Here is a 20438-nt window from a genome sequence, read left to right as displayed (position 1 = left end):
CCGTCAGTCGTCGTGGTCGTCCAGTTTGAGTTCCAGCGGCGCGCGGTCGCCGTCCATGGCCTTGCCCCGGCCCGACAGGCTGGGGTTGGTCATGAAGTATTCATGCGCGCTGAATCCCTCGCCGTCCACCGGAATGCGACGATATTCTCCATCCGGCAGCATCATCCAGCTCTGCAGGTCGTCCTTCAGATTGGCGACCATGATCTGTTCCAGCACCTGGGCGTGGACGGTCTCGTTCTTGATCGGCACGAAACTCTCCACCCGGCGGTAGAGGTTGCGCGGCATCCAGTCGGCGGAGGTGATGTAGACCTTGGCCTGGCGGCTGGGCAGTTCGGCGCCATTTCCGAAGGCGACGATGCGCGAATGCTCCAGGAAGCGGCCGATCATGCTGCGCACGCGGATGTTCTCCGACAGGCCCGGAACGCCCGGCCGGAGACAGCAGATGCCGCGGATGACCAGTTCCACCTCCACCCCGGCCTGGCTGGCGCGGTAGAGCGCATCGATGATGTCGGGGTCGACCAGGCTGTTCAGCTTGGCCCAGATGCAGCCCGGCCGGCCGGCCTTGGCGTGCTCGATCTCGCCCTCGATCTCGGCCAGCACCTTCGGCGCCAGGGTATGCGGCGAATAGGCGATCTCCTTCAGCCCCTCGGGTCGGGCATAGCCGGTGAGGAAGTTGAAGATGGCGCTCGCTTCCCTGCCGAGTTGCGGGTCCGCCGTGAAGTAGGAGAGGTCGGTGTAGATCTTCGCCGTAATCGGGTGGTAGTTGCCGGTGCCGAAATGGGAGTAGGTCCTGAGACCGTCCTTCTCCCGGCGCACTACCAGCGAGATCTTGGCGTGGGTCTTCAACTCCACGAAGCCGTAGACCACCTGAACGCCGGCGCGCTCCAGATCGCGGGCCCACTTGATGTTTCTGGCCTCGTCGAAGCGCGCCTTGAGCTCGACCATCGCGGTCACCGAGATGCCGGCCTCGGCGGCGGCGATCAGCGCCTGGACGATCGGCGAATTGTCGGAGGTCCGGTAGAGCGTCTGCTTGATCGCCAGCACGTTGGGATCCTCGGCCGCCTGGCGGAGGAACTGCACCACCACGTCGAAGCTCTCGAAAGGATGGTGGACGACGATGTCCTTGGAGCGGATGGCGGCGAAGCAGTCGCCGCCGAACTGGCGTATGCGCTCGGGGAAGCGCGCGTGATAGGGCTTGAACAGCAGATCGTGGCGTTCGTCGACGATCACCCTTCTGATGTCGGCCAGCGCCAGCATGCCCTCGACCACGACGATGTCCTGCGGCCGGGTGTCGGTCTCCTCGACCACCAGACGCTTGAGATGATCGTTCAGTCCGCCGGTGATCTGGAGACGCACGATGTGGCCGCGGCGGCGGCGGCGGAGGGCGGATTCATAGGTGCGGACCAGGTCCTCCGATTCCTCCTCCAGCTCGATGTCCGAATCGCGGATGGCGCGGATCTGGCCGCGGCTGACGATCTCGTAGCCCGGGAACAGCCGCGACATGTACATGGCGATAAGCTGGCTGACCGCGACGAAGCGGATGGAATCGCTGGGCAGCCGGACGAAGCGCGCGACGTGCTGGGGGATGGGCACGATCGCATCCAGCAGGCGTCCGTCGTCGGTGCGCTTCAGCTGGGCGATCATCGCCAGGCCCAGATTGGGGATGAAGGGAAAGGGGTGCGCGGGGTCGATGGCCAGCGGCGTGAGGACCGGCAGGATCTGGTCGAGGAAATGGCCGTCCAGCCATTCGCGTTCCGTCGCCGACAGTTCGTCGGCCTCGACGATGGCTATGCCGTTCTCGCGCAGTTCCTTCTGCAGCGCGCTCCAGTAGCTCTGCTGCTGGCGCATCAGCCGGCCGGCGAGGTCGTCGATCTTCTCCAGCTGCTGCGACGGCGTCAGCCCGTCCGGCGTCACCGTCTTCACGTCAGCCTGGACCATGTCCCAGAGGCCCGCGACGCGGACCATGAAGAACTCGTCGAGATTGGACGCCGAGATCGACAGGAAGCGGACCCGTTCCAGCAAGGGATGACGCGGGTTCTGGGATTCCTCCATCACGCGGGCGTTGAACTGCAGCCAGGACAGCTCGCGATTGATGAAGCGGCCGGGCGACGTCATGTCGATCGCCTCGATCGCCGGACTCGGCGGCTCGGGCGGCCGCTTCGTCGCTGTCGTCATGGCGGTATCGTTCATGTCGGGGCCCCGTATCTTCGCTGAGTGCTTATAGCAGTTCTCTTGAATCATTTTGACCGTCGCATGACAGTGTCTCCATGAAGACGCTGATGCTGCTGCGCCACGCCAAGTCCGCCTGGAGCAACCCCGCGCTCGGCGATCACGACCGGCCCCTGAACGAACGCGGCCGCAAGGCGGCGGACCGCATGGGCCGCTACATGGCGGAAGAGGGCCTCACACCCGATCTGGTCTGTTCCTCGACCGCGGCGCGGACGCGGGAAACCTGGCGGCGCCTGTCGGCGGCGGCGGCCTGGGATCACGCGCCCCGTTTCGAGCGATCGCTCTATCTCGGCGAGCCGCGCGACTATCTGAAGTTGCTCCACGTGCTGCCCGACCGCGTCGGCCGTGTGCTGATGCTGGGCCACAGTCCGGGGATCGAGATCCTCGCCCGTTCCCTGGCCGGAGACGGCGATCGGGCGGACATGGCGGCGCTGGCCGGGTCGTACCCGACCGGCGCCCTGACCGAGATCGTCTTCGATGACGGCTGGAGCGGTGTGCAGCCCGGCAGCGGCCGCCTGGAGCGTTTCGTCAGGCCACGGCTGCTGGAGTGATCAGGTCCGGAGCAGTTCGTTGATCGAGGTCTTCGCCCGTGTGCGCTCGTCGACGCGCTTGACGATCACGGCGCAATAGAGCGACGGCGTCGGCCGGCCGTCGATCACGGGGCCCGGCATGGCGCCGGGCACCACGACGGAGTAGGACGGCACGCGGCCGATATGGACCTCGCCGGTTTCCCGGTTCACGATCTTGGTGGATGCGCCGATATAGACGCCCATGGAGAGCACCGAGCCCTGTTCGACGATGACGCCTTCGGCGACTTCGGAACGGGCGCCGATGAAGCAGTTGTCCTCGATGATCACCGGATTCGCCTGCAGCGGCTCCAGCACGCCGCCGATGCCGGCGCCGCCCGAGATGTGACATTCCTTGCCGATCTGGGCACAGGAGCCGACCGTGGCCCAGGTGTCGACCATGGTGCCTTCGTCCACATAGGCGCCCAGATTGACGAAGCTCGGCATCAACACCACGCCCGGCGCGATATAGGCGGAACGGCGCACGATGCAGTTCGGCACGGCGCGGAAGCCGGCCTTGCGAAACTCGCCGTCGCCCCAGCCGGCGAACTTGCTGGGCACCTTGTCGAACCAGGTGGAATCGCCGCCTGGTCCGCCGGAAATCGGCGTCATGTCGTTGAGACGGAAGCTGAGCAGCACCGCCTTCTTCAGCCACTGGTTGACGACCCACTCGCCCGAGCGCTTCTCGGCGACGCGCGTCTCGCCCGAATCCAGGGCGTCGAGGGCCTGGTTGACCGCCTCGCGCAGTTCGCCGGTCGTGGCCGGGCCGATCCTGTCGCGGCTCTCCCAAGCCTGTTCGATCTTCTTTTCCAGCGCGTGCAGGCTCATGGTCGGCGGCCCTTCCCCTCGGATGACATCTCGGTCGAAGCGCGCGGACGATAGCCGCTCGCCGCCGCCTGTCAACACGGCTCAGCCCGCGCGGGGCAGCTTGCTGTCGGGGTTGTGGAACGCCGGGAAGCGATCCTTGACCGCCGGGCTGTACTCGGCCCAGGCGTGGCAGGTATTCAGGATCGGCGGTTTGACGCCGGGCCGGCCGTCGCCGCCCATGCTGTCCTTGATCGGCCAGATGGTCTGCATCGCGGCCGTCGCCATCTGCGGCAGCAGTTCGACGATATGGGTGCAGCCCAGGGTGCCGCCGATGCGTTCGCGCGCCTTGCGGTTGAAGCCGGGGCCGATCTTCAGGCCCGCCAGCGCGTCGAAGTTGGCGTTGACGTCCTTGCAGATGCCGTAGGGGGTGACCTCGGACCAGCTCTCGGCCTCGTGGATCAGGAAGTCGGTATCCACGGTCAGCCGCACCCACATCTTGTGGACCATACCGTCGGGCCGCCGCTCTTCCATCCGGCCATAGGCCTCGGGCTTGTGGTCGGAGATCACGCCCTCGATGTCCCAGAGGCCGTCCTCGCGCTCATAGCCGCGGATCTCGATGCCTCTCGTGTGCCGATGCTTGCGCCTGACAGGCTGGCTCAACGCCATGCGGGATACTCCTGATCTGACGGGGAAACCTTCGTGAGCGGCGGAAAATAGGTAGGGCGACTGCGCCGGTCCAGCCCGTGCGGCGCATGCCGACCATGCGGCGGACGTGCGAGGCCGGCGACATGGCATTCCGCCCGGGCGCCCCGGCGCGGACGTGCTATATCCGCCGCCGGTTTGCCATGGCCATCGGAAGGAGGGGACGCTGGAGCCGGCACTGGAGGGATTTGCGCTCGGCTTCGGCCTGATCCTCGCGATCGGGGCGCAGAATGCGTACGTGCTGCGTCAGGGGCTGAAGTGCCGCCATGTGCTGCTCATCGCCTCCATTTGCGCGCTGTCCGACGCCCTTCTGATCGGGGCGGGGGTGATGGGACTGGGCGCTCTGATCGGGCAGGCGCCGGAACTCGTCTGGTGGGTGACGCTGGGCGGAGCCGTGTTCCTGTTCGTCTATGGCGCGCTGGCGCTGGGCCGGGCGTTGCGTCCGGGCCGGCTGCTGCCCGCCGGGGGCGGGGAGACGTCGTGGCGCGCGGCCGCTGCCGCCACGCTCGCCTTCACCTTCCTGAACCCGCATGTCTATCTCGACACGGTCGTGCTGCTGGGCGGGATCGCGGCACGCCACGATGCGGAGGGACGGCTGTTGTTCTGGCTGGGCGGGGCCGCCGCCAGCGCCGTCTTCTTCTACGGGCTGGGATTTGGCGCGCGTCTTCTGGCGCCGCTGTTCGCGCGTGCGGCGGCGTGGCGCGTCTTCGATATCGTGATCGGGCTGGTGATGTGGGCGATCGCCGCCAGCCTGGCTTCGGATCTCTGAGGGATCAGGACTTGCGGAAGATCTGCGCCGCGCCCCAGCCGGCGAAGGCGGCGATGACCACCGCGAACAGGCCATAGAACAGCGGCCACTGGTGCGCGAACGAGAACAGCGCCCGCTCGATGCCCGACTTGTCGATCAGGATGGGACTGGTCTGGGCGCTGACCACGCTGCCGTCCTGGAACAGATAGACTTCCGTCGTGTAGGAGCCCACCGGCACGTTGGCGGGAAAGGCGATGGTGGACCGATACAGCCGGTCGAACAGGATGGTGACGCCGCTGGTGTCCTGGTGGAACAGGTTGTTCTGCTGGCGTAGCCGCTTGACGGCGGCGTCGAAGCCGGCCTCGGTGGCGCCGCCTTCGATGGACTCGACCCGGATGTTCTCGATGCCGATGCCGTGGCGGCGCAGCACCCGCTCGCTGGCGATATCCGTCAATGGCCGGTTCGAAACGACCGCGTAGAAGCCGGGCACGTTGCGGTAGGTGACCGCATCGGCATTCACCCAGACGCCGGCGATGCGCTCCTTGCGCCGCACGGTCAGTGATTGCGGCGGGCCCTTGATGACGATGACGACGTCGCCGGGCTGGTCCAGCGAGCCGAACAGCAAGAGTTCGGTCCCGGTGAAGCTGGAATCGATGCCGATTCGTCTGGAGGAGATGTCGGAGACCAGCGGTGACTGCGCTTCGGCGGCGAGACCGGTCAGCAGTCCGGCGAGCAGGATCAGACGGGCGATCAATGTCCTGCCTCCGCGCCAATGGCGATGCTGAACAGCTCCGACGGTACCGCGATCAGGTCATAGGCCAGCTTGCCGCAGACCAGCAGCACCATGGCGGCGAGGAGGAAGCGGAGCTGTTCGCCCTTCAGATAGAGGCCGACCCGCGTGCCGAACTGTGCGCCGATGACCGATCCCGTCAGCAAAAGGAGCGCCAGGACAACGTCCACGGTCTGGGTGTTGACGGAATGCAGGACAGTCACGGCGGCAGTGACGAAAGTGATCTGGAACAGCGACGTGCCGACCACCACGGCCGTGGGCATGCCCAGCAGGTAGATCATCGCCGGCACCATGATGAAGCCGCCGCCAACGCCCATGATGGCGGCGAGAATGCCGACCAGGCAGCCGATGACCAGCGGCGGCAGGGCGCTGATGTAGAGCTTGGAGCGCTTGAAACGCATCTTCAGCGGCAGGCCGTGGATCCAGTAGTGCTGACGCTTCTTGCGGCGCGCGCCGCCGCGCCGCTGGCGGAAGAGCGCCCTTGCGCTCTCGATGAACATCAGCGCGCCGATGATCCCCAGGAAGACCACGTAGCAGAGCTTGATCAGCAGGTCGCTCTGACCGAGCGTCTTCATCCAGGTGAAGATCACCGTGCCGATGACCGAGCCGACCAGGCCGCCGCACAGCAGCACCAGTCCCATCTTCACGTCGACGTTCCTGCGCCGCCAGTGGGCCAGGGCGCCGGAGACGCTGGCGGCCACGATCTGGTTCGCCTCGGTGGCCACGGCCACGGCCGGCGGGATGCCGAGGAACATCAGCAGCGGCGTCATCAGGAAGCCGCCGCCGACGCCGAACATGCCCGAGAGAAAGCCCACGCCCGCGCCAAGCCCGAGCAGCAGGAATATGCTGACGGAGATTTCGGCGATGGGGAGATAGATCTGCACGTCGGGTTCAGCGCCTCGTCGGGCCTGGAGGAACGCGCCGGCGCAGGCGGTCAGCCTCGGAACAGTTTTCCGATACCTGCTGCCCGACGTCCATTCCGTTCCTCTGTGAAATCCTGTCCCCTGGTGTCGGCGAGGCGCGCGAGTGTTCGCTCCAGCGGGCCGATCAGCTCCGCCGCGCGGCGCGCCTCCTCTGCCGAGCGGCGCACATCCTGCGCCAGAGCGGACAGATCGCGCAAGGTCCGGGACGTGTCGTCAACCGACTCCAGCGCTGGAAGCATGGCGCCGAGATACTCGTGGATCAGCAACCGCAGCCGGTCGAATTCTTCCTGCATCTCGGGGGAGAGACCCCCCGAAGGCGCCGGATCATTGAGCTCCACCACGGCGGTCATGGGCTCGTCCCCGGAAACGTCCGGATCGGGCGAACCGGCGGACGTGGCGTTGCGGTCAAGGAATTCGCGCGTCCGTTCGTCCAGCAGGACGCGGAAATCCGCCATGTCCGCCGCGGCGGCCGCGGTCGCGTTCTCGGTGGTGCCGTCCAGCTCCGCCAGCGCCGCTGCGCCAACGGCGCGGCTCAGCCATTCGGCAAGGGTCTGGCCGGATTGTCGCGCGGCCAGACGCGCGGCCTCCTGGATTTCGCTCTCGACGCCGCGGATGCGCCAGACGCTCCCGGTGTCGCCGTCTCGATTGTCTTCACCGCCGGTCATCCGCCCGACCGCAGGCCTTCGAGCACCTGCATCGTGACCTGTCCGGTCTCCGGCAGGCCCTGAGTCTCCTGCCATTGCCGGATCGCGTCGCGGGTGCGGGCGCCGATCAGGCCGTCTGGCTCGCCGGGGTCGTAGCCACGGTCGACCAGCAATTGCTGCAGTTCGCGGATCTGGTCGCGCCGCGTCAGGGTCTGGCCGCTGTCCGACGGCGCCGTTGCGGCGTTCTCGCCGCTGGCCGGCGTGAAGGCGTCGACACGGGCATCGACTTCCGTGCGCTGCTCCTGTGTCAGCAGGGGGATGACGCGGCGCACGTCGGCTTCGGCCGTCTCGTCGCCGGCCCTGGCGGCCAGGCGGAACCAGTAATAGGCCTGCTCGAAGTCGCGCGGGACCCCAAGGCCCCCTTCGTAGAGCACGCCCATGTTGTACTGCGCATCGACCAGGCCCTGTTCGGCCGCCTCGCGGAACCAGCGCGCGGCCTGGAAGTAGTCCGGCGTCCCCAGATCGTCCTGCGCGTAGACCTCGCCCAGATACTTCTGCGCGTCCGCATGCCCCGACCGGGCGGCGGCGTGCAGCCAGAGCTTGGCGAGATCAATGTCGCGCGGCACGCCCACCCCCTGACGGTACATCACACCCAGATTGGCCTGCGCGTCGACATGGCCCTGCTGGGCGGCGCGGTCGAACCAGTCCGCCGCCTCGCCATAGCTGACGTCGACGCCCACGCCATCGCGATAGCGGATGGCCATTTCGTACTGGGCCTCGGCATCGCCGTCGCGGGCGGCGGCAAGAACGGGGTCGACCTCGGATTCCTGCGGCGGCGCGGAAGCCGGCGCCGCCGGCTCTTCCGGCTTCACGGCGGCGAGGTCGGTCTCGCTGGTCTCCATCTGCAGCGGCGGATCGTCAGTCGCGGCGGATGACGCTGCCGGCGCGGCCCCGGATGCCGGTTCCGGAGAAGTGGTCTCAGGCGCACGCTCGGTCGCTGCGGGCACCGTCGCTTCACTCTCCGCCATTGGCGCCTCGGCGCCCGGTCCCTCGCCGCCGCCAGGCAGTTGGAACCGGCCGATGGCGGTCACGCCGTCATCCCAGAGCGCCTTGGCCCGCTCCGCGACCTGCTGGAAGGCCGGCGTGCCGACGAACCAGTAGCCGCCCAGCAGCAGCGCGAGGAAGATCACCGCTGCAACGAGATAACCCCTGCCGCGCCGGCGTGGGGGGTAGGGCGCAGGGGCCGGCGGTTCCCGTCTGTCGATGTCGATGGGCCGGTCGAGCCGCATTGCGCCTTCGCGGCGAGGGGCTGCCGGTTCTTCATGGTCCCGGCTATGGAAGCCGCCGTCGTCACCGAATGCGCCGACACCGCCAAGACCGCCTTCGTCGCGATCATCCGGCGGTGGCGTGCGCCCGGTCAGTGTGTCGCCGAGCAGCGATTCGACCGGCACCAGGCGCCGTGGCCGGTCGGGAGTCGCGTCATCGGGGATTTCCGTCGCCATGGCGGGTCCGCCATCGGAACGCGGCGGAACGGTTTCGATCGGATCGATTGCGGCCGTCGCTTCGGGTTCCGGCTCGACATCGGGTGCGATCTCCTCCCCCTCCTCCTCGTCGGGCGCCGCGTCCGGGTCGTCGAAGGGGGGCAGGTCATGGAAGAGAGGATCGCGGTTTTCATCGGACTCGTGCTTGGGCGCGATCCGTTCATCCTGACGGGCGGTCAGGTCGTGCAGCGCGGCCAGTTCGGGACTCGCTTCCGTCAGCGGCGCGTCCGCAGGCTCGTCCTCGGCTTCGGGCGCGGGCGGCTCGGGATCGGCGGCCTCGGCCTCGGCTTCACCGGTTGCAGATTCCGCGGCGTCGGCCAGGGGCGGCCGCGCATCGGATTCGGCCTGCGCCTGATCGCGCGCGCCGAGCCGGCCTTCGAGATCTCGGATGGCGTCGGTCACCGGAGCGAGCATCGCCGCAAATGCGGCGTCGCGGCCTGCCGGGCCGGTCTGACTGTCGCGTTCAGCGAGTTCCCGGCGGAGCGCGGCGAGTTCTTCGGCGAACTGGTCGGGGCGTGCGTCCTCGTCGCCGGGGGCCGGCAGGTCGCGGCTGCCGTCTTTCACCGCGGCCTCGACCTCGTCGATCTTGGCGGCGATGTTGACCATGCCGTTCATCAGCTTGCGGATGTCTTCCGCCTGCCGCTCGACGATCGCCTTGAGTTCGGCGGCCTCGCCGCCGGAGCCGGACGGAGCGTCCAGTCGCTCGGTGAGTTCCGTGACGGCGCGGCGGACATCTTCCAGTCCGGCGCGGTTTTCCGGTGCGCTGCCGATCCGTTGTTCCAGCCGGCTCAGCCCCTCCCGCAATGGCGTCAGGTCGGTCTGCTCGGAGGTCTTGCGGTCAAGTTCGTCGAGACGGCGCACGATCGTAAGCAGGCCACGTTCCAGCCGGGGCTGGTCGATCTGCTGTTCCGGCGCTGGTAGCGCCCGGGCCATACGGTCGACGCGTTCGCCGATATCGTCCAGCGCGGCCTCCAGCCGGGCAGCTTCGGGTATGGCCGAGCCGCCGGCGTCGCGCAACTGGTCGACGCGGCGCGCCAGTTCGGCGATCGCCCGCATCACCCGCGCGGTCTCCAGCGAACCGCCACCCTGCCCCGCCGGCGCCGGCGGGGCAGGCTTGTCGGCCTCGACAATCGCCCGGTTGAGCCATTGGCCGAGAGTCATACCTGCCGCCCTGGCTTTCGCCTTCGCGGTTTCGCGGGCGTCCACTTCGACTCCCTTGACGCTCCATGGCGCGCCAGCCTTCATCCTGGTGCTCCCTGCAACTGGACCGGGTAGAACCCTTGACTACCGATTCAATCAACTGGGCAATCCTAGGGGCATTCGTCCTTTGGGGGTAGGGCCTGATTTCCTGCGAAGACGCGGGGCCGTCGCGGCACGATCCGGGTACCTCGGCAGCGCTCGTCGGACGCTGCGGCACGGCCCGGGCCCGGGGCATTTCAGTTGCGCCCGCTGCACCTTTCTGGTTTAACCAATTGGCGAACAAGAAAAACAAGACAATCAAGGGTCCGCCGCGGCAAGTACGTTCTGTTGATGGCCTGTTAGGAGGGCGATCATGTCGCTGTTGTGCGAGTTGCTGCGGATTCACCCCCGTGCGCGTTTGACGTTCGTCAATGAATCGGGGACGTCGGGCGGAGATGTCCTGATCGGCAGTCCGCTGGACGACACGCTGTCCGGCCTGGGCGGCGATGACACCATCCAGGGCAATGACGGCAATGACCTGCTGACCGGCGGGGCCGACAACGACTTCGTGACCGGCAACGCAGGCGACGACACCTTCGTCGGCGGCCTGGGCGACGATACCTATCTGGGCGGCGCGGGCGTCAATCAGGTGGATTATTCCGCCCAGATCGCCCCGGTCACGGTGGATCTCGGTCTCGGCCTCGCCAGCGGCGCCGGCATAGGGTCGGATACGCTCGACGCCATCCAGAACGTGATCGGCGGGGCCGGCGGCGACACCATCGCCGGCAACGCCTCGGGCAATTTCATCGATGGCCGCGACGGCGACGACTCCCTCTCAGGCGGCGATGGTCTGGATACGCTGTTCGGTGGCGCGGGTGCGGACACGCTCGATGGCGGTACGGGCGGCGACCTGATCAATGCGGGCGAAGGCGGTGATCTGGTCTCTGGCGGCGACGGTCTGGACACGGTTTTCGGCAAGGACGGGGACGACACGATCGACGGCGGCCCCGGCGCGGATTCGCTGGCGGGCGAAATCGGCAACGATTCGATCGACGGCGGGGCGGATTCGGATGAGATCGCGGGCGGCGCGGGCCAGGACACGCTGAACGGCCAGGCCGGCAACGACATCCTGGTGGGTGGCGGCGACGACGACACGCTGCTGGGCGAGGCCGGTTTCGACCGGTTGTTCGGCCAGACCGGCGCGGACGTCCTTTTCGGCGGCTCGGAGAACGACCTTCTGGACGGCGGCAGCGGCGACGATCTGCTGGACGCCGGCGACGGCGACGATCTGGTGCGCAGCCGGGAGGGCTCCGACACCGTGTTCGCCGGTCAGGGCAACGACATCGTCTTTGGTGGCCAGGGCGGTGACAGTCTGGCTGGCGGCGATGGCGCCGATACGCTGCGCGGCGACCTGGGCAGCGACACAATCGGCGGCGCGGATACGCTGGAGGGCGGCGACGGCGACGACGATATCCAGGGCGGCCGCGGCAACGACCTGATCAGCGCCACGGGCGGCGCAAACCGGATGTTCGGCCAGGAGGGCGCGGACACGCTGTCGGGCGGCGTCGACGCCGACACGCTGGTGGGCGGCGCGGCCAACGACATTCTCGATGGTGGCGAAGGCGACGATCGTGTGGTCGGCGACGACGGCGACGATCTCGCCGCGGGCGGCCTCGGCAATGACGAGGTGGCCGGCGGCCGGGGCGCGGACACGCTGACCGGCGGCGACGGCATCGACACGGTGCGCGGCGGTGCCGACGACGACTCGATCTCCGGCGGCGCGGGCGCGGATCTGCTGGAAGGCGGTTCCGAGAACGACACCGTCGCCGGCGACGGCGGCAACGACACCATGCTGGGCGATTCCGGCGACGATCTGCTGGTCGGCGGGTCCGGCGCGGATTCGATGTTCGGCGGCTCCGGCGTCGACACGCTGCTTGGCGGTGACGACGGCGACACCATCGTCGGCGGCTTCGGCGGCGATTCCGTCGACGGCGAGGCGGGCAACGATTTCGTCTCGGGCGAACAAGGCAACGACCGGGTCTTCGGCGGCCTCGGTGACGACACCGTGGCCGGCAATGAGGGCGACGATACCCTGTTCGGCGGCGACGGCGCGGATTCCGTACTCGGCGGCGATGGCGACGATTCGGCCGAGGGCGGCATCGGCGCGGACACCATCCGTGGCGGTCTGGGGGCCGACCGCATCCTGGGGCAGGACGGCAATGACTCGCTCAACGGCGATCTCGGCGACGACACGGTCCTTGGCGGACTTGGAAACGATTCCATTCACGGCGAGGCCGGACGCGACCAGCTCTTCGGCGAGGCCGGCGCCGACACCATCCGCGGCCTCGACGACAACGATCTGATCCGCGGCGGGGATGACGCCGACCTGCTGTTCGGCAATGAAGGCAAGGACACGGTCAAGGGAGACGACGGCGACGACGTGATCGACGGCGGCGGCGGCATCGACCAGCTGTTCGGCGGCGTGGGCAACGACACCATCCTGGGCAATACCGGCAGCGATACGGTCGACGGCGGTCTGGGCGACGACAGCCTTTCGGGCAATGCCGGCAATGACATCATCCGCGGGCGAGAGGGCGGCGACAGCCTGTTCGGCGGCACCGAGTCCGACATCCTGGAGGGCGGCGAAGGCAGCGACAGCCTGGACGGCGGCTCCGACGACGACATCCTGCGCGGCGGCGACGACGCCGACACGCTGCTTGGCCAGGGCGGCAACGACATCGTCAACGGTGACGCCGGCAACGATCTGCTGTTCGGCGGCTCCGGCAATGACGACATGCGCGGCGGCCTGGGCGACGACACGCTGATCGGCGCGTCCGGCGCGGACCGTATGGCCGGCGGCGCGGGCATCGATGTCGCCGACTATTCCGGCTCGGCCGCAGGCGTGACCGTCAACCTGAACAACGGCAAGGGTTCGCGTTCCGACGCCGAGGGCGACGAGCTGCGCAAGATCGAGAACGTCATCGGCACCTCGCAGGTCGACACGCTGCAGGGCAACGCCGACGCCAACGTGCTCGACGGCGGCGCGGGCGCGGACAATCTGCGCGGCCTGGGCGGCGACGACACGCTGCTGGGCGGCCTGGGCAACGACACGCTGAAGGGCGGCGCCGGCGCCGACAGCCTGGACGGCGGCGCGGGGATCGATGTCGCCGACTATTCCGGCTCGGCCGGGCCCATCAGCGTCGACATCGGCCTCGGCCTCGCCACCGGCGGCGATGCCGACGGCGACACGCTGACCGCCATCGAGGGCGCGATCGGCACCACCGCAGACGACACGCTGATCGGCGATGCGGGCGCGAACTTCTTCCAGGGCGGCATCGGACAGGATTCCATCGTCGGCGCCGGCGGCGCGGACACCATCGACGGCGGCAACGGCAACGATACGCTGGAAGGTGGCGACGGCGCGGATTCGCTGACTGCGGGTAATGGCGACGACCTGATTGTCGACGGCGCGGGCAACGACACCATCTTCGGCGGCGCCAACGAGGATACCATCATCGGCGGCGCCGGCGCCGATGCCATCAACGGCGGCGGCGGCGTGGACCGGCTGGATTTCTCGGGATCCGCAGCGGGTGTGAATGTCGATCTGGGCCTCGGCGTCGGGACCGGCGGCGACGCGCAGGGCGACACCTACGTCAACATCGAGGACGTGGTCGGCACCGCCTTCGCCGACACGATCGTCGGCTCCAACGCGGCCAACAAGCTGTTCGGCCTGGCGGGTGCGGATTCGATCAGCGGCGCGGGCGACGCGGACCGCATCTTCGGCGGCGACGACAACGATACGCTATCGGGCAATGCCGGCGCGGACGTGATTCTGGCCGATGCCGGCAACGACCGCCTGTTCGGCGGCGACGCCGGTGACATCCTGAAGGGCGGCCTGGGCAACGACACCATGAACGGCGACGCCGGCGATGACCGCCTGGAGGGCGGCGACGGCGACGACACGGCGTTCGGCGGCGCGGACAACGACACCCTCGACGGCGGCGCCGGCGCGGACGGCCTGAACGGCGAGGCGGGCGACGACGTCATTCTGGGCGGCGCGGGTGTCGACAACCTGCTCGGTTCGACCGGCAACGACCTCATTTTCGGCGGTGAAGGCAACGATTCCATCCGCGGCGGCGACGACAACGATTCCGTTCTGGGCGACGCGGGCGACGACACCGTCCGCGGTGAACTGGGCGATGACGTGGTGCGCGGCGGCGCCGGCGCGGACGTGGTCGACGGCGACGCGGGCAACGACACCATGTTCGGTGACAGCGGCAACGACACCCTGACCGGCGACGAGGGCAATGACGTTCTGGACGGCGGCGATGACGACGACATCGTCTCCGGCCTGGCCGACAACGACACTTTGCGCGGCGGCGCGGGCAACGACGTGGTCAATGGCGGCGACGGGTCCGACCAGGCCCTGGGCGGCCTGGGTAACGACACGGTGCTCGGCGGCGCCGGCAATGACGCCGTCCTCGGCGAGGACGGGGACGATCAGGTGCAGGGCGGTGACGGCGACGACACCGTCAGCGGCGGCGCCGGCAACGACACGCTGAACGGCAATCTGGGTCTCGATCTTCTGAAGGGCGGGACAGGCGACGATTCGGCCATCGGCGGTGGTGGGGCCGACAAGATCCTGGGCGAGGATGGCGTCGACACCCTGCTGGGCGACGCGGGCGACGACACGATCTTCGGTGGCGCGGACGGCGACCTGCTGTTCGGCGGCGCCGACAATGACATCGTGCTGGGCGAGGCCGGGTCCGACACGCTGACCGGCGACCTGGGCGACGACACGCTGTCCGGCGGCGCCGGCGACGATGTGCTGCTGGGCGACGGCGGCGCGGACGTCATGAACGGTAATGACGGCGTCGACACGGTCGACTACTCCGCCGCCGGCGGCGCGCTGACGGTCAACCTGACGACCGGCATCGGTGATCGTTCGGATGCCACGGGCGACTTCTACGCCAATATCGAGAATGTCATCGGCGGCTTCGACGACGACATCATCACCGGCAATGCGCTGCAGAACTCGCTGTCGGGCGGCGGCGGCAACGACCTGATCTCGGCCGGTGCCGGGGACGACACGATCCGCGGCGGGCTGGGCGACGACAGCCTGGAGGGTGGGGCCGGCGCCGACATCCTGGACGGCGGCGATGGCAATGATTCCGCCGACTACCGCGGCTCCAACGCCGCGGTGAACGTGGATATCGCGCTTGGCGTCGCGACCGGCGGCCACGCCGCAGGCGACACGCTGATCTCCATCGAGAGCGCGGTCGGCACCAACGGTTTTGGCGATACGCTGACCGGCGACGCCAGCGCCAACAAGCTGGAAGGGCTGGGCGGCGACGATGTGCTGATCGGCAATGACGGCGATGACACCCTGGAAGGCGCGGGCGGCGACGACAGCCTGGACGGCGGTCTGGGCGCGGATGCGATCCTGGCCGGCAACGGCAATGACACGCTGATCGGCGGCGACGGCGGCGATTCGCTTGAGGCCGGCGAGGGCAACGACTTCGTGAGCGACGGCGCCGGCGATGACACGGTCCGCGCGGGCCAGGGCAACGATACGGTTGTCGCCGCGGCGGGCGCTGACGACCTGGACGGCGGCGACGGCATCGATCTGATCGACTATTCGGGTTCCGCGGCCGGTGTGACAGTGGACATGTCCGGTGGCGTCGGTTCCGGCGGCGATGCCCAGGGCGATACCGTCGTGGCGTTCGAGAACCTGATCGGGTCGAACTTCGACGACGTCGTGACCGGCAATGCCTCCGACAATCAGATCTTCGGCCTGGATGGGGCGGACAACCTGAGCGGCGCGGACGGCAACGACACGCTGGGTGGCGGCGCCGACAACGACACGCTTTCCGGCGCGGCCGGCGCGGACCAGATCGACGGCGGCGACGGCGACGACCAGACCTTCGGCGGCGACGGAGCGGACACGCTGACCGGCGGACTGGGCAACGACACGCTGCAGGGCCAGATCGGCGCCGATCTGCTGCTGGGCGACGAGGGTGCGGATCTCATTGTCGGCGGCGCGGACAACGACACCGCCAATGGCGGCGCGGGCGCCGACACGATCACCGGCGACGGCGGCGATGACAGCCTGAACGGCGGCGACGACGATGATCAATTGAACGGCGGCGATGGCCTCGACACCCTGCTGGGCGGCGCGGGGGTGGACTCGCTCCTCGGCGGGTCCGGCAATGACAGTCTGTTCGGCGGCGACGGCGATGACACGCTGCGCGGCGAGGAAGACGACGACCGCATCGACGGCGGCGCGGGCGCGGATGTTCTGGACGGCGGCGTTGGCGCCGACTCGGTCACGGGCGGGGCCGGGGCCGACACCATGCTGGGCGACGCCGGCGACGACACGCTGCGTGGCGGGCTGGACAATGACAGCATCGCCGGCGGCGGCGGCATCGACCGCCTGTTCGGCGAGGATGGCGACGACACGCTGATCGGCAATGACGGCGCGGATACCCTGGACGGCGGGACCGGCAACGATTCCCTGGATGGCGGCATCGGCAATGACGTGCTGGACGCCGATGGCGGCTTCGACACGGTGCGCGGCGGCGACGGCAACGACCTGATCCGTACCGGCGACGATGATGACCAGGCCTTCGGCGATGCGGGCAATGACACGATCGAGGCCGGCGCGGGCGCGGACAGTGTCCTGGGCGGCGCGGGCGACGATCGCATCGTCGGCGGCGACGGCGACGACACGCTGATCGGCGAGGACGGCCTGGACACGATCATCGGCGGGGCTGGCGCGGATTCCGTCAATGGCGGGCTGGGCGCCGACCTGATCACGACCGACACCGGCGCCGACACGGTGATCGGCGGCGACGGCGACGACACGGTGAATGCCGGCGACGACAACGACTTTGTCCAGGGCGGCGAGGGCGCGGATTCGCTGAACGGCGACTGTCACAACGACACGCTGGAGGGCAACAACGGCGCCGATACCCTGCTCGGCGATCATGGCGATGATTTCATCGACGGCGGCGCGGACGCGGATCTGATCGACGGCGGCGAGGGCCTGGACAGCCTGCTCGGCGGCACAGGGGACGACACGATCCTCGGCGGTTTCGACAACGACACGCTGCGTGGTCAGGGCGGCAATGATTCGATGGTCGGCGGCACCGGCGACGACCTGTTCGAGGGCGGCAACGGCGCCGATACCATGCGCGGCGGCCTCGGCAACGACACGCTGACCTACGAGAATTCCGCCGCCGGCGTGGTTGTCGATCTGGATACCGGTTTCGCCAATGGCGGCGAAGCCACGGGCGACATCTTCGACCGGATCGAGAATGTCATCGGATCGGCCTTCGATGATGTCCTGCGCGGCGACGGCTTCGCCAACCTGCTCTCGGGCCTGCTCGGCAACGACCTGATCGAGGGCCGCGCCGGCGCGGACACGCTGGACGGCGGCCTGGGCAATGACACGATTTCCTATGCCGGCTCCTCGGCGGCGGTGACCGTCAACATCGCACTCAACACGGCGTCCGGCGGCCACGCGGCGGGCGACCAGATCGCGGCTTTCGAGAACATCACCGGCTCGAACTTCAACGATACGCTGACCGGTACGGCCGGCGGCAACATCCTGCTGGGCGGCATCGGGGCCGATATCATCACCGCCGGCGACGGCAACGACACGCTGGGCGGCAATGCGGGCAATGACAGCCTGTTCGGCGGCGACGGCGACGACCTGCTGTTCGTGGGCCAGGGCGCGGACTCGGTGGTCGGCGGCGCGGGTTCGGATACGGTCGACTTCTCCGGCGAGACGTCGGGCGTCAGCTTCGACCTCTCCAACGGCGGCAACGATACGGTTTCCGGCATCGAGCAGGTGATCGGCTCGGCCTTCGCCGACACGCTGATCGGCAGCGCGGCGGGCGACACCCTGTTCGGCGGCGCGGGCGCAGACAGCATTGCGGCGGGCGACGGCGATGACACGGTCGACGCCGGTATCGGCGCCGACACGGTCGCCGGCGGCGCGGGCGCGAACGTGCTCGACGGCGGCGCGGGGCTGGATCTGCTGGACTTCTCCGGCGAAGCGGGCCCGGTCGACTTCGACACCGCGGATACGCTGGTCGGCGATGATACGGTTTCGAACTTCGAAGGCGCCATCGGCACAGCGGCGAATGACACGCTCACCGGCGGCGCAGAGGCCAACCGCTTCTTCGGCGGCGACGGTGCGGACACCATTGCCGCGGGCGGCGGCGACGACTTCCTGGCCGGTGACGGCGGGGCGGACACGCTAGACGGCGGCGACGGCGCCGACACGCTGGGCGGGGGCACGGGCGACGATACGCTGATCGGGGGCCTGGGCGACGACTTCATGGACGGCGGCGCGGGCGACGACCGCTTCGTCATCGCCGACGGCGACGGCAACGACACCATCGGCAACTTCACGCCGGGCGCGGGGACCATCGACGTGATCGACGTCCAGGGCGTCTCGGCGCTGAACGACTTCGCGGACGTGCTGGCGAACGCCACCGATAACGGTACCGACACGACCATAGACCTGGGCGGCGGCAACAGCCTGGTCCTGACCGGCGTGCTGGTCGGCCAGCTCGACGCCGACGACTTCGAATTCGGCGGCCCGAGCATCATCCAGGGGACCAATGGCGACGACATCCCGCTGAACGGGACGGCCGGCAACGACATCATCCAGGGACTCGACGGCAACGACTTCATCGTCGCCGGGGATGGCAACGACTCCGTCGACGGCGGTCTGCTGAACGATACGCTCCGCGGCGGCGCGGGCGCCGACAGTCTGGACGGCAATTCGGGTGAGGATTGCGCCGACTACTCGACCTCGGGCGAGGCGGTGGAGATCGATCTCGGCCTCGGCATCGCCAATGGCGGCGACGCCACGGGTGACACGCTCACCGCGATCGAGGGTGCGATCGGCTCGGCCTTCGCCGACACGCTGACCGGCGACACGCTGGACAACCACTTCTTCGGCCTGGCCGGCGCGGACAGCATTGTCGGCGGCGACGGCGCCGACACGCTGGATGGCGGCGACGACAACGATACGATCCGCGGCGGCGCGGGCGCCGATACCATCACCGGCGGCGCAGGCGCCGACACGCTCGACGCAGGTGCGGGCAACGACACGGTCGACGCTGGCGATGGCGACGACACCGTCGACGGCGGCGCGGATGACGACCTGATCGACGGCGGTTCCGGCTTCGACAGCCTGAGCGGCGGGGATGGCAACGACACGATCAACGGCGGCGCAGATGACGACACCATGGACGGCGGGGCGGATCTCGGCGCCGACAGCCTGAACGGCGGCGCGGGCGCGGACTCCATCGATGGCAATGGCGGCAGCGACACGCTGATCGGCGCGGCCGGGGCCGACATCCTGAACGGCGGTGACGGCGCCGACAGCCTGAACGGCGGCGACGATGACGATCTGCTGTTCGGCGGCGCCGGCAACGACACGATCTCGGCCGGGGCCGGCAACGACACCGTCGACGCCGGCGACGGCGACGACCGCGTGCTGGGGGGTTCCGAAGACGACACCATCGACGGCGGCCTCGGCAACGACACGCTGCGCGGCCAGTTCGGCAACGATACGATCAACGGCGGTGACGGCGACGACCTGATCCTGGGCGGCGGCAATCTGGACCTTCTCTTCGGCGGGGCCGGCAACGACACGATCAATGGCGACGATCCGGCGCTCGACACGCTGGTCGGCTTCGACACCATCTTCGGCGGCATCGGCGACGATCAGCTGAACGGCGCCGGCGGGCAGGACGTGCTGTTCGGCGGGGACGACAACGACTCGCTGCTGGGCGGGCTGGACAATGACAGCCTCGAGGGCGGCGACGGCCTCGACACCGTGCGCGGCGAGGAAGGCGACGACACGGTCCTCGGCAATGCGGGCGACGACGTGGTCGACGGCGGCCTCGGCAACGACCAGCTCTTCGGCGGCGCGGGCGACGACAGCATGTTCGGCGATGACGGCAACGACACGCTGAACGGCGGCTCCGGCGGCGGCGACAATGACACCCTGGCCGGCGAGGTCGGCGACGACCTGTTCGTCTTCGACAACGATCTCTGGGGCGACGACGTGATCGAGGACTTCACCGCGGGCGCCGCCACGGAGGACGTGATCGATCTGTCGGCGCTGGGCATCGGCTTCGGCGATCTGTCGATCCAGCAGACCGGCGGCGACACGGTGATCACCTTTAACGGGCAGTCGATCACCCTGCAGGGCGTCGTCTCCACGACACTCGACGAAACCGACGACTTCATCTTCTGACCGTCAGGGGAATGCGGCGAAGAAAAAGGG

10 protein-coding genes are annotated in these 20438 nt (G+C 68.8%); 3 read left to right on the top strand and 7 right to left on the bottom strand.

The features are described 5' to 3' along the window. Window positions 1–3: 3 nt before the first annotated feature. The gene (locus TEF_12455; GenBank protein ANK83456.1) at window positions 4–2175 is read right to left on the bottom strand and encodes an RNA degradosome polyphosphate kinase; all 2172 of its coding nucleotides are present in this window, start codon (window positions 2173–2175) and stop codon (window positions 4–6) included. A gap of 92 nt (window positions 2176–2267) precedes the next feature. Here TEF_12455 and TEF_12450 point away from each other — a divergent pair, with 92 nt between their 5' ends. Beyond that, window positions 2268–2780, top strand: coding sequence for a hypothetical protein (locus TEF_12450; GenBank protein ID ANK81512.1), 513 nt, complete (start codon window positions 2268–2270; stop codon window positions 2778–2780). On the opposite strand, the gene TEF_12445 is transcribed toward TEF_12450, so the two are convergent. Together TEF_12445 and TEF_12440 are read right to left on the bottom strand one after the other, a co-directional pair. Continuing rightward, a complete protein-coding gene (locus tag TEF_12445; protein ANK81511.1) occupies window positions 2781–3623 on the bottom strand; it encodes a 2,3,4,5-tetrahydropyridine-2,6-dicarboxylate N-succinyltransferase in 843 nt (280 codons plus the stop codon). Between the two features lie 81 nt (window positions 3624–3704). Then, on the bottom strand, window positions 3705–4268 hold the full coding sequence (locus TEF_12440; protein ANK81510.1) for a hypothetical protein: 564 nt from the start codon (window positions 4266–4268) through the stop codon (window positions 3705–3707). Between the two features lie 202 nt (window positions 4269–4470). On the opposite strand from TEF_12440, the gene TEF_12435 reads away from it, so the two are divergent. Then, a complete protein-coding gene (locus TEF_12435) occupies window positions 4471–5073 on the top strand; it encodes an amino acid transporter (GenBank protein ANK83455.1) in 603 nt (200 codons plus the stop codon). Window positions 5074–5077: 4 nt separating this feature from the next. Here the strand turns inward: TEF_12435 and TEF_12430 are convergent, their stop codons facing one another. From TEF_12430 to TEF_12415, 4 genes are read right to left on the bottom strand one after another with little or no spacing between them, the layout of a single operon-like run. After that, window positions 5078–5794 carry a hypothetical protein gene (locus TEF_12430; protein ANK83454.1) on the bottom strand — a complete coding sequence of 239 codons (717 nt, stop codon included), beginning with the start codon at window positions 5792–5794 and terminating at the stop codon, window positions 5078–5080. 8 nt (window positions 5795–5802) lie between these two features. Then, window positions 5803–6726, bottom strand: a complete 924-nt coding sequence (locus TEF_12425; GenBank protein ID ANK81509.1) for a permease — start codon at window positions 6724–6726, stop codon at window positions 5803–5805. Between the two features lie 50 nt (window positions 6727–6776). After that, window positions 6777–7430: a hypothetical protein gene (locus TEF_12420; GenBank protein ID ANK81508.1), complete on the bottom strand. Its 654-nt coding sequence runs from the start codon at window positions 7428–7430 to the stop codon at window positions 6777–6779. Continuing rightward, window positions 7427–10111, bottom strand: coding sequence for a hypothetical protein (locus TEF_12415; protein ANK81507.1), 2685 nt, complete (start codon window positions 10109–10111; stop codon window positions 7427–7429). Before TEF_12415 ends, TEF_12420 begins: the two co-directional genes overlap by 4 nt. A gap of 436 nt (window positions 10112–10547) precedes the next feature. Here TEF_12415 and TEF_12410 point away from each other — a divergent pair, with 436 nt between their 5' ends. Next, on the top strand, window positions 10548–20408 hold the full coding sequence (locus TEF_12410) for a hypothetical protein (protein ID ANK81506.1): 9861 nt from the start codon (window positions 10548–10550) through the stop codon (window positions 20406–20408). Window positions 20409–20438 lie beyond the last annotated feature (30 nt).

The sequence above is a fragment of the Rhizobiales bacterium NRL2 genome, from assembly GCA_001664005.1.
GTDB lineage: Bacteria > Pseudomonadota > Alphaproteobacteria > Minwuiales > Minwuiaceae > Minwuia.
Note: the sequence above shows the minus strand (reverse complement) of the source record. Positions and strands in the feature narration are given on the sequence as shown.